The following is a 12524-nucleotide window of genomic DNA, read 5'->3' on the forward strand; positions in this document are numbered from 1 at the left end:
ATCTTACATTACAAATTTTATGAAATACAAGAGTTTGTAAGTCTTTTTCAGCAATTACAAATAATGCAAAAAAAATAAAATTTTATTTTTCATAATATTATATTATTCGCTAATTTTTAAGCATTTAGTAATAATTTTACAAATAACATAAGATTATTAAAATAATCACAGGACACTACAGGATAGTCAATTATTTTCCCTTTTTTAACTTTAACAAGTTAATATTTATTATAGCACTATTACATTTAAATACCTGAGAAAAATTAGCACAAAAAAACTTATAATCCACCGTCAAAAGAGTGATTTTCATGTAATGCAAATTAATTAATCATAAATCAACATTCTTGCTTATCGAGTTTAATTAGCTTTTTACATTAGAGTTTACAAAATATTTATATATAAATACAATTACAGCACATACTCTTCAATAAAGTTCCTTAATGGGGTAGATATATTTAAAATACATAATCTTCTAGACCTCTATAAATTCATATCCCTAAGTCCTTTTGCGCCACTCCAACAATGCATTAATTAGTCAATTTCACTATGCAAAATAATTACCAAGAAAATTCTAAACTTCAATTCTCAAATAAATTATTCTTTCTAGTATCACTTCTCGTTTTAATGGGCAGTTTGATTAATATTAATTTTTTCATTTACAGAGGTTTATTTAATTATTTTGTTTTAACAATAAGTAGTGGAGTAATTCTAACAACAGTTCTTTTTTGGAAGTATCGAACTATAAAAAATATGGTAAATACTCCTGTCACATTACCATCTGTACTTTTTTTATTATGGGCTTTATTTGTTTTTGTTCAATTAGGAGAAGCCGTGCAATATAAATATTACCGAATAGCAGTCTGCTTTTCATTTATTATTTCTTTCATTGTATTAAAAAAGAATAATGCTATTAGTTTTTATAAGTCCGTTGCTATTATTGCCACAATAGAGGGGCTTTGGTGTATTTTACAATATTTAGGTAAAATTCCTAGCGAAAGTAATGATTTTGCTGTTACTGGAAGTTTTGTGAACCCCAATGTTGTTGCTATGTTTTTGGCGTTATGTCTTCCTGCACTACTTTATTTTTGCTTTAAAGCATCTTCTGCCTATTTAAAAGCAGTACATTATTTGACGCTGCTAATTGTATTTATAGGGTTACTGCTTTTAGAATGCCGTACTGCAATACTGGGCGGTGCTTTTTCTTCGGGATTGTTTATTGTACTTCGTTTCAATCTAATAAAACGCTATAAACGAAAATATCTATTGTTGGCAATTTTAGCTATTGTTATTTTAATTGTTCCCGTAGGAAGACAATTATATCTTCATAAGAAAGATTCTGCTGACGGGCGATTGCTTATTTGGAGAATTTCTACTCAAATGATTTTGGATTCACCTGTTAGAGGTTATGGAACGGGAATGTTTGAAAGAGAATATAATCTGCAACAAGCTAAAGTAATACAGAAAAAAAAATTAAGTGGAAGTGAATTAAAAAAAGCTTCATTTGTTTTGATGGCTTACAATGATTACTTAGAACAGGCTGTTGAAGGTGGATTTCCTGCTCTATTATTTTTTGTGACGATGATAGTTTCTTTTTTATATCCATCTAAAATAAATACCAATATAAGACTAGAAAACAATACTAATGATAATCTAGACATAACCTATGTTGCTTATGCCGGTTTTGCTTCTTTTGCGTTGATGGCCTTTTTTAATTTTATACTTCAAGCTGTTCCTGCGATGCTTCTATTTTGCGTTTATGCAGGAATTTTATGTATCAATGATGAACAACGAAAATTAACAGATTTATCAATTAAACAGCCCGTCGCCAAAACAATTCTATTAGCCTTAACTTGTTTCACTTTCTATCTCACTTTTGGACAACTAATCCAAGCCAAGGAGTATCGAAAAATTAAAATCGCAAGAGATTTTCTTGAATCAGGAAATATTTCACAAGCTGAAAGTCTACTAGTTCCTTTGCAAAATTCAAAACAAAACTCCACAAGCTTTTGCATAATCTACGGTAACCTGCTCTATTCCCAAAATAAATACAATGAAGCTTTAGAACAATTTGAAACTGCTAAAAAGTTTAGTTCTAGCGCAATCCTGTTTAAAATGGCTGCACAATGCCAATTTCAATTAAAAAATAATAAAGAAGCTATTTCAAATTTATATCAGCTTACTCTATTATCTCCAAAAACCATGAAGTATAAATTTGATTTGATGCAAATTTTAACATCTAACAAACAAATAAATTTAGCATGTATTGTTGCTCAACAAATTATTGACATGAACGTCGTTAACCCAAATGAATTAACGGATAAGTATCAAAGCATTGCCAAATTATTATTAAAAAAAAGCAAGAATAGCAATTCTAATAAATCATTTTAAATGTCATGAGTAAATTTATAGCTGCCTTATTATTATTTTCAGCATTTTGCACTATAGCCCAAAATAGCCTGCCAAAAAATGTGGCAACGGTCTTAAATAAGGCTGGTAAAAACAAAGGGGAATTAGAAAAAGTTATTCACCGGTATAATCAAAATAAAGCTGATAGTCTTAAATTAAAAGCGACTTATTTTTTAATAAGCAATATGGATATTCATTCCTCAGTAGATTACTATTGGGCAGACGGAACAGGAAAAAGAATTCCTTACAACGAAATGGATTATCCGGATTTTGTGACTGCTGTAAAAGCTTTTGAAGAAATAAAGCCGAAATACAAAAGTGTAAAACCTGTACCTTATAGTTACAAAGACATCGACACTATTAAGGCTGATTTCTTAATTAAAAATATAGAAAATGCATTTGAGGTGTGGAAACGGCCACAAGCCCAAAATGTTTCATTCAGTGATTTTTGCAATTATATATTACCCTACCGAGTTGGCTCAGAACCTCTTCAGGAATGGCGAGCTATCTATCAAGAAAAATTCAAATGGATTCAAGATAGTGTAAAAGGAAATAACACAGAAGATGCCCTAAAATATTTTGCCAATGATTTCCGAACTTGGTTTATCAATACCTGGGACCAGGAACAAAGAAAAGAACCTTTGCCTCATCTTGGTCCAATTCAGTTATTAAATCGGAAAAAAGGGAATTGTGATGATATTGGGGATCTAATGACTTATATACTTCGTTCTCAAGGTTATCCTTCTTCTGTTGAATGTGTTCCCTTTTGGGCAACATCAACGGGAACACATTTTTTTAACAGTACTTTTTCGTCAGAAGGAAAGTCGATTCCTTTTGACGTTTCGACCGCTAATGTTAAGATTGATAATTTTTCTAGAGAACCTTCTAAAGTCATACGCCTTACTTATGCCCGACAACCCAATGTTCTAGCAAGTATATTACCCAAAGAACAAATTCCTCCCGGTTTTATGCGTAATGAAAACTATATAGATGTTACCTCAAATTACTGGCAAACCAGCAGTTTAACAACATCTCTTTTTAGTGTAAATGCAAAACCAACTGTAGCGTATATCTGTGTTTTTAATGGTATGGACTGGAGAGCCACCTGGTGGGCAAAAATTAAAGATGGCAAAGCCACATTTAATGACTTATGTAAAGGGGCTGTTTTCCTGCCTGCATATTACGGTAACGGTAAAATTTTGCCTGCCGCCTATCCCATAGCCTCAGGTTACCAGCACCAGCTCATTCTGAAACCTGATTTGGCAGCAACGAGAAATGTAGTTATAGAAGAGCAGGACAAATACCTCAAATTCAGGTTAGACAAAAAATACACTCTTTACTATTGGAACAATAACTGGATTTCTATGGGGGAGCAAACAGCTACAGCCGAAACCAAATCACTTGTATTTGAAAAAGTCCCCAAAAATGCACTATTGTTATTGGTTTCTGACTATTCACAAGGTAAGGAGCGGCCTTTTATCATTACTGATAATCAAGAAAGAATCTGGTTTTAAAACCAAAACAAGCTTATTAACAACCATTAAATATTTTAAATTATGAAAAAAACAATTTTTGTCCTATTAATTAGTTTGGCTTTTACATCGCACAAGATGAATGCGCAAACCAGCGAAGAACAATTCTTCAAAGAAAAATACTTACAGCAAATTGAGAAAAATGCTGCCAATGAAGCACGAGCTCAGTTAATTTTAATTACAGGTAAATACAAGGTAGATACTGAAACTTATAATACATTATATAAATTGTATTATGATCGAAAAATAGAAATAGAAAAAAAATTATTTGTTACGGAAGCATCCAGAAATTCACAGAGGGATTTAGCAGTTGTAATTTCAAAATACGATTCAATTTCCAGTTTTTATTTGCAGGCGTTAAAAAACAAAAGCCTTATTGGTGATAAGGTACTTGATGTTAATGATAATTCGAAATTTGCCAGTGCTGTGAGAAATAGGGGAAAACTAAAACTTACCAAAGAACAAATAGATAATTTAATCTATAACAGCAAATTAATGGCTGCCCAAAAGAATGAGAATCCTTCTTTGGATTTAAAAGCGAATGAAAGAAAAATTCTTCCAACAATTCTAACGGATGAACAATACACCCAACTGCTGATTATTCTGAACCAAAAAACCGCTTCAGATTGGGCAAAAAACTCATGGAAACATCTTCAGGAAAGAGGGATCGACCAAGGGCTTGACAGTACCAAGGTAAATAGAGAACTCTTTAACTACAACTTAGCCAAATTAGTTAAAAAGGAGCGTTTTGGAAACGAGGCACCAAAAACAAGCGAAAGCATGAGTAAATTGACCACGGAGCTTCCCGAGGCTTTAAGAAGACTTCAATCTGACCAAGCCCGCAATACGTCGAAAAAACCAGAAGAGACAAAAACCAAATTCGCATGGTAATCCCCTGCTCTTACTTCCATGAAGGAACCGAAACCTGAAAAAAGTTTTTGTGCTAGGATTTCTTAAAACAATAATAAATAATTTATTTATGAAAAAAATTACACAAATAGCAGTGTTGCTGCTCTCGTTCCAGCTATGGGCGCAGACTAACAGCAAGCCTTCCATATCGTCRCTGGATATGGCCAAAATGCAGCTCAACCAAAACCACGTTTACTACAATCCCGAAAAAGGATTCGAATCCTGCAGGAAGGCCGCAGAGGAAGAAGCAATCCCAAAGGCGATGAATATGCTGGCTATTCTTTACAGCGAAGGGGTAGGTGTAGCTCCAAGTCAAGAACTGGCACTACAATGGTTCCAAAAAGCTGCTGAAGCGGGTTATCTAAAAGCATGGTTCAATATAGGAACTATATATAGGGAAGGAATAGGAACTACCCAAGATTTCAAAAAAGCATTTGAATATTACTCTATAGGAACAGACTTAAAAGCTACCACCAGTATGTCCGGTAAAGGCTATATGCTTTACAAAGGTTTAGGTTGCCAGCAAAATTATAAGGAAGCTTTTGAATTGTTTAAAGTAGCCAGCCAACATGGCGTTTTAAATGCAATGTATATGCTGGGAATATGTTATCGTAATGGTTATGGTACTCCAAAAGATTTAGTTGCTGCCAAACAATGGCTTACCAAAGCTGCAAATTATGGGTATAGCCCGGCTCAAAATGAAATGATGGAAGCCGAACCTGAATTTGTAGATTACAAAGAAACGAAAAAATCGTATTCTAAGACAAAATCCATTCATCAAGAAGGTATAAAAGAAACTTTTGAGCCTGTATCTCATCGATTAGATAGTGCACAAGAGCTAGACGGGACTTATTCAGGCTATCTTGTTACCTATGATTGGAGCGGACAGCATATAATAGCCAAAAATGAATTGACTATCGACTTAAAAAAACAGGGCGATGGAATTTTCACAGGTACATGGACAGAAAAAGATAAAACTGCTGTCCCTTTAAGAGGGACAATTACCGATACTGAAGTGCGTTTTGACAACACTGCTTATAATAAAATAGATCACTACAGTGCCAAAAAGCCAACCGAGTTTTTGTTTAAGGATGCCCGTCTGCAAAATATAGTCTACAAAGATTCCAGCTATCTGGTCGGGAATTTGCAATTATGGTCGGTTAGACAGAATGAGCCCGAAAAGCCTATGTACATCAGTTTGGTAAAAAACAATAAAAATAAAATTGATACAAATACAACAAAAACCAAAGATAACTTGGTCGTATTCCCCAATCCTTTTTCTAATAGTTTCTCTTTCAATCTTAGTTTGAATGAGCGAAGCACGGTTGAAATTGCTCTGTATTCCATAACGGGGGTCGTTCTATATAATGAAAAATTGGAGCTTCCTGCAGGTGACCATAGACATACTATTACGGTTAGTATCCCTTCTGGTGCCTATTTTTTAAAAATAAACTATGGGAATGTTCGAAAATCAACCATTGTAATTAAATCTTAAGATGAAAAAAATATTATTTTTATTACTATTTTTGACGGGCTTAACCCCAGTTTTCAAAAATAATACCCTAAATTTGGTTTGTTATCAATCATATGGACAAGAACCGAGCAATGGTGAAGAAGATGTGGTAGTGTGTAATAGTCATGTAACAACTACTTCATGGCAAGAAGGAGATTGGTTCATTACAGAGTCATGTCATCTTGAAAATGGTGAAAAGCCCTGGGATGATTGCGTTGAAGTTTGTGATCAGGATGCTGAATATAGTCCTGTTGAACCTGATCCGGATGATGGTGATGATGGTGATGATGGCAGTGGAGGCAGTGGAGGCAGTGGAGGCACAGGAGGTACAGGAGGCGGGGGCACTACCACCCCTATTAAAGTGGGCGAAGCGCCAATAACTAAGACAGAATTTGATAGGCGCAAAGCATATGATTACGCCAGTTATAACCCTAGTGTCAAAGAAAATCAAGTGTTGACCCAATCATTTGGCGACGCAAAAGTTATTGGTACATTAATTCGATTTGAAAATGCGTTTGGACATGTTTTTTATTATTTCACGCCATATGCTACCGCATACGGATTAACCACGGGTATGTATTATAGAATTCCAGACAGAACAGACAGTAGTTCTCCCACATATACATATCATTTCAATAACGACGTTACAGGTTTTCCAGAATCGGGGACTTCAACTATTGGCGACTTATTCGATTTATTTGGCAAACCAATGACTGTAACGATAGAACCGAACAATTCACCTATAACGACTACAAACAATGTCCCTCTTACAATGAAAACATGGTATCTTGACAAAGATGGTGATGGCTATCATAGCGATACCCGACAGGCTACAAGTAACCCAGGCTCGGGATGGAAAGCAACAACAAAAGGCTCAGATTGTAATGATAATAGTTACTACAAAAATATCGATTGCAGGCCTAATTGGTATCTTGATATGGATGTTGATGGATATGATGGAGGCACCCAACAATCCGACACCAGCCCAGGTACAGGATGGATTAAGGGAACTTCTTTAGGTACGGATTGTAATGATAATGTGTATAACATTCAAAATATTTGTGGGAATAGTCGTGACTGCATAGAAAACAACACTAATAATCAAACAAATATAAAACCAAGTCAAGCTACATTAAGTCAAAATGCTATTAATTTATTAAAAGGTATTGAAACACTAAGTCTTATTCCTTATAATGATAAGACAGGAAATCCAACCACTAAATATGTTGATGGTGCTACTATAGGCTATGGTCATTTAATTGCTAATGCAGCGGAATTTGAGACATATAAAAATGGAATTTCATTATCATCAGCAAATACATTATTTACGAATGACATAGATCGAGAAATAAAGGCCGTAAGAACCTTAAGCTATGATTTATCACAAAATCAGTTTGATGCCCTAGCTATTTTGGTTTTTAACATTGGTAGTACACAATTTAAAAGTTCTTCTTTGAGGAAATTTTTACAAGATTGTAATGCACCAACTAATTATAATTCAGTTGAAAATGCTTGGAAAGCTTTTAATAAGGATAATGGTGTTATAGTTCAAGGGCTAATTAATAGAAGGAATTGCGAGTGGGATATTTTTGTTAACGGTATATACAAACAATGGTAATTTTAAAATAATTAAATATATAATATGAAAAAAGCAATATTTTTTATGTGTTTGTTAAAATGTTTATTTTTAACTGCACAAGAGCAACAATACGGTACATTAGTAAAATGTAATGAATGCAATGTTCAGTCTTATTTAGGAGAGTACAAATATGTAGCATACATTCCTTATGATCATCCTGAAAATCAACAATGGATAACTTTAAATCAGAATGACAGCAATTTTGCAAAAAAAGTTGTGTTTTTAGAACAACAATTTAGCGGGCTTGATTTGACAGTAGCCAATCCAATTTACAGTATAGATAAATACCGTTTAGTAAATAAAGAAGGCTATGTTGAAACAAATAGGGTAATGAGAACTTATTTAAGTTATTATTATTCGATATTAGGCAATTATGGAGATTACACTTACATGATAGGTGTCAGAAGTACTTTAAATTCAGGTGCAATTTATGAGCATGCAGACTATATGTTTGAAATTTATGGTGAAAAACTAATTAGGCGTGATGGTGATAATTTTTATCTTTTAGAAAAGATAAATTAAAATAACATACCCACTCTATAAAGTCTACCGACTTCATCACACACGCAGAGCGCAAAACAAAACCACAAAGTAACAGCTGTTATTTTGTGGTTTTTGGTATATTTTGATAAGAAATACCTGCAAAATTAGGAACTGCACCTATTGCCGACTTATTCGATTTATGGGGCAGACAAATGACAGTAACGATAGAACCAAACGATTCCCTATAGCGACTACAAACAATGTCCCTCTTACGATGAAAACATATTATTATGACTTTGATGGTGATAAATATCATGGAGATACACGACAGGCCACCACTAATCCAGGCGCGCGATGGTCTTTAACAACAAATGGCCCAGATTGTAATGATAATAATCTCTATAATAACATCGATTGTAGACAAAGTTGGTATACTGATGTGGACGGTGATGGATATCATGGAAAAACCGAACGATCCGACACCGAACCAGAAGGTGGAGGATGGATTAAAGGAAGATCATATGGTCAGGATTGTGATGATAATGTTCCTAGCATTGAAAATATTTGTGGGAATGGTGGCTGTAATACAAGTGCTGGGGATTTGCAGAAACTTTTCCCTTTAACGGATGCTAAAGCAAAGTTATTGGCTGATACCATAAACAAGTTTTCTAAATTTTATGGTATAAATACTAAAGAAAAATTGCAGCATTTTTTAGCTCAGGCAGGAGTTGAAACAAAAAATTTTAATTCTTTCAGAGAAAGTACAAATTTTCAACCTCAAGTTGTAATGGCGAAATTTAGCAAATATTTCAATAGCTTAAAAAATGATAACAAAGATCCCGATAAAGCTAATTTGAGTTCCATTTATATTGTTGGACAAAAATATGTTGATGGTGAAAAATTATTTAATATTGTGTATGATGACAGAAATCCTAATAGAAGTAGATATAATCTGCTTGGAAATACTCAAAATGGGGATGGATATAAATTCAGGGGGCGTGGTGCTTTACACTTAACTGGTCGTGATAATTATACCAAATTTACAGAGTTTTATAATAATATTTCAGGTGACGCACCTAAAGATTTTACCCAAACTCCAAATGATTTAGTAGACAATCTTGAAATAGCTATCCATGCAGGAATGTGGTTTTTTCAAACGAAAGTAATGGGAGGTATTGATAATTTTAATACGAAAATTTTAAATACCGATCCTGCAATTATAGATAAGTTAACCATAAAAATATCGAATATAGTAAATGGTGGAGATAATGCTTTACAAGATCGAGTGGATTTATTAAACGATTCAAAAACAAAAATGAAATGTAATTAAAAATATAAAAATGAAAAATATAGTTTTATTAATTATGATGGTATTTACCTTTCAATACTCTTCTGCACAAGATATAAATGTAAACGAATTTCCAAATAAAATTTTAGGAAAATGGCAACAAATGTTATATGATACCACATTGGAAGATTATGTAAGTTCAGAATATTATTATTTATTTAAAGAAAATAATGTCTTGGAGGAATATAAGGGTAGTATGTTAACGGGAACACTTAACTATGAAATTTCTTTTTCAGAAAATTATAGTAATGGGAGAACTATAAAATTAGCAAATATAAAAATCGCAGATCCTGATTATGGAAGTTCCGATGATTATCAACTTAATATGTTTATAGCCGAAGATTCTTCTATGAATCTAACATTAGAAGCAAATAAGACAGCAGTAATCAGTGTGTATAAAAAAAAATAATCTCTCTCTGCGACAAGTATCTATTTAAATTAGAATAGAAATTGTAGTGTTTGCAATACGGTTATTAAAAAACAGAAGTGTTTAAGTTCCTTCTGTTTTTTTTTATTTTACAGTTTTAAAAATCAATATGTTTGAAGAAATTAATGCCGGATAAATAGAAGTAGAAATGGAAATACAGAGCCTGGAGATGGCTACATATTTAGAAGAAGGGGAGCTATACAAATAACAGGAAGAACTGATTATACTAATTTTAGCAATTATTATAAAGCTAATTTTGATTCATCGGTTGATGTATTACATAATCCCAATCTCATATCAAGTAATCTTGAAATTGCTATAATAAGTGGTTTATGGTTTTTTAAAACTGAAATTATAGATAAACTTCCTCCAATCGATTCAAATACTCCAGTTCTAAAAATTACTAATAAGATAAATCGCTACGAAACTAAAAAAAAGAAAGAAGAAAGAAAAAAAATATTTGACGAAAAAGTAAAACCTAATGCTAAATGCAATTAAAAAMAATAATTATGAAAAAGTATTTTATAATAGCTCTAACAATATTTATAAACTGTAACTCAAATGCTACAATAGAGCAAAAAAATTCTATAATCAAAACTATTAATATGCCACCTGATAGCAGAACCAAAATACTTGGAATCTGGTATGATTATTCATATAAAAATTCGTACTGGGAATTTAAAAATGATGGAAAAGTATATATTTACTCAGACGGAGTCTTAGAAAGTGTATCAGACTTTTCAATATCTCATAGTTGCGGTCAAAATTCTGATACAAAATTTGAATTTCTTAAACTTATAGACGAAGATGGGGCTGAATACTGTGCTGAAATTAACGGTATAAACGAAAACAATAGCGGTATTTTATCTTTAACAAGTATGAGTAATTTTGATGTTACTTTATTTGTAAATGATAAAAATATTGTTATTTCTAATTAAAATATTAATGTGCCAATGGTTACTTGATGATAATCATTCAAAAAAAACTTTAGGATTTGCAAAAATATAGAACAATCCACTTTTAAGAATTCTGTTTTTTAAACACTATATTCCGCAAATGTCTCCTGACTTTGCGGAATCCTGTTTTATAGAAAAATGTACTTTTTAAAACAATTACTTAAGTTAGTTTTAAAAATTGAAATTTAGCTAATTGACAATTAGGAATGGGTACAAAGTCAGGAAACATTCGCACAGCAACTGCTTCGTAACAAGATTTATATTTTTGGGAAGACTTTGTGGAGCGGGATAATATAAAATTTCATTTAAAATATGTGCGGTAACGGTTATCTGTTACCGCACTTTTTTATGGAAATAAAGCAATAAACACTACAATTAAATGTTATATAATAAGATACAACTGTTTTTAATTAGTACTGTTTATAGCTTATGAAAAGGATATTGTTTTTAATTAGTGTGATTGGTATTTCCCTGCAGGGATATGCTCAGGATGGGCGTGATCCTAAATTTAAGCCCATTCCAGCTAAAAATACGCAAGAAAAAATAGTTATTCCTCCGAGAGAAATTACGCCAAAAAAAGAAGAGTTGGCTGTTGTAAAAAAGCCAGACCCTTATCAAATCAATCCTGAAGAACTTTTTAAAAATCCTTATCTGTATAAAAAACCAAACAATTCTGAAGGTATTTTTTATAGACAAAATCAATATTTAGGAAGTTTTAAAACGAAAACCTTTACTTCTACTATCCGATTTCGGGATGCTGCTTTTGTAGACGGCGATAAGATAAAAGTATATTTGAATGATAAAATAATTCAGCCCGAAGTTAGTTTGAGCGGCGAATTTCAAGGCTTTAAAATAAATTTAGCTGATGGTATAAACAAAATTGATTTTGAAGCTTTGAACGAAGGTTTTGCATCGCCAAATACCGCCCAATTTGAAGTTTATGATGATAAAGGAACTGTTATTTCGGCAAATCAATGGAATGTAGGCACTGGTTATAAAGCCACTATAGTATTGATTAAAGAATAAAAATTGGCTTGAGTCAAGGTTTTTAAACTCTCAACAACTCCGAAAATACTCTTATAATTAAGCACAACACAAACAACAGTAGTTGGCGAGGCTAACAGCAAAAAAAGTAATGTTTGCCATTTACATGCAAGAATTATTTTTTGCCAATTTGACCATATAATAATCAAAACGAAAATGGAGCAAAATGAAATAAGAAATGGAGCAATTAAGTTTCCCCAATTTTTATCGTAAGCCAAGAATTGAGCCTGATAAATTTCGTCCCAAATAATAAATGCTACAAAAAAA

The 12524-nt window shown here is 32.5% G+C and carries 10 protein-coding genes; all 10 read left to right on the forward strand.

Annotated elements, in window-relative coordinates; genetic code table 11:
* Window positions 1-546: 546 nt before the first annotated feature.
* The 10 genes from AC1DVP_RS06835 (at window position 547) to AC1DVP_RS06880 (ending at window position 12239) form a co-directional block, all read left to right on the forward strand.
* Window positions 547-2388 (forward strand): O-antigen ligase family protein, encoded by a 1842-nt coding sequence (locus AC1DVP_RS06835; RefSeq protein ID WP_477182752.1) that lies wholly within the window; start codon window positions 547-549, stop codon window positions 2386-2388.
* Window positions 2389-2393: 5 nt separating this feature from the next.
* Window positions 2394-3920 carry a hypothetical protein gene (locus AC1DVP_RS06840; RefSeq protein WP_477182753.1) on the forward strand — a complete coding sequence of 509 codons (1527 nt, stop codon included), beginning with the start codon at window positions 2394-2396 and terminating at the stop codon, window positions 3918-3920.
* A gap of 42 nt (window positions 3921-3962) precedes the next feature.
* Complete coding sequence (locus AC1DVP_RS06845; RefSeq protein WP_477182754.1) at window positions 3963-4829, forward strand: hypothetical protein; 867 nt, start codon at window positions 3963-3965, stop codon at window positions 4827-4829.
* Window positions 4830-4917: 88 nt separating this feature from the next.
* The gene (locus tag AC1DVP_RS06850; protein ID WP_477182755.1) at window positions 4918-6342 is read left to right on the forward strand and encodes a T9SS type A sorting domain-containing protein; all 1425 of its coding nucleotides are present in this window, start codon (window positions 4918-4920) and stop codon (window positions 6340-6342) included.
* A 1-nt stretch (window position 6343) separates the two neighbouring features.
* Window positions 6344-7978 (forward strand): lysozyme, encoded by a 1635-nt coding sequence (locus AC1DVP_RS06855; protein ID WP_477182756.1) that lies wholly within the window; start codon window positions 6344-6346, stop codon window positions 7976-7978.
* A 24-nt stretch (window positions 7979-8002) separates the two neighbouring features.
* Window positions 8003-8521, forward strand: coding sequence for a hypothetical protein (locus AC1DVP_RS06860; RefSeq protein ID WP_477182757.1), 519 nt, complete (start codon window positions 8003-8005; stop codon window positions 8519-8521).
* A 235-nt stretch (window positions 8522-8756) separates the two neighbouring features.
* Window positions 8757-9812: a glycoside hydrolase family 19 protein gene (locus tag AC1DVP_RS06865; protein ID WP_477182758.1), complete on the forward strand. Its 1056-nt coding sequence runs from the start codon at window positions 8757-8759 to the stop codon at window positions 9810-9812.
* 10 nt (window positions 9813-9822) lie between these two features.
* Window positions 9823-10239: a hypothetical protein gene (locus tag AC1DVP_RS06870; RefSeq protein WP_477182759.1), complete on the forward strand. Its 417-nt coding sequence runs from the start codon at window positions 9823-9825 to the stop codon at window positions 10237-10239.
* 527 nt (window positions 10240-10766) lie between these two features.
* Entirely contained in the window at window positions 10767-11195 is a 429-nt protein-coding gene (locus AC1DVP_RS06875; protein WP_477182760.1) for a hypothetical protein, read from the forward strand.
* Window positions 11196-11642: 447 nt separating this feature from the next.
* On the forward strand, window positions 11643-12239 hold the full coding sequence (locus AC1DVP_RS06880; protein WP_477182761.1) for a hypothetical protein: 597 nt from the start codon (window positions 11643-11645) through the stop codon (window positions 12237-12239).
* Window positions 12240-12524 lie beyond the last annotated feature (285 nt).

It is taken from the genome of Flavobacterium sp. P3_A6, from assembly GCF_056403035.1.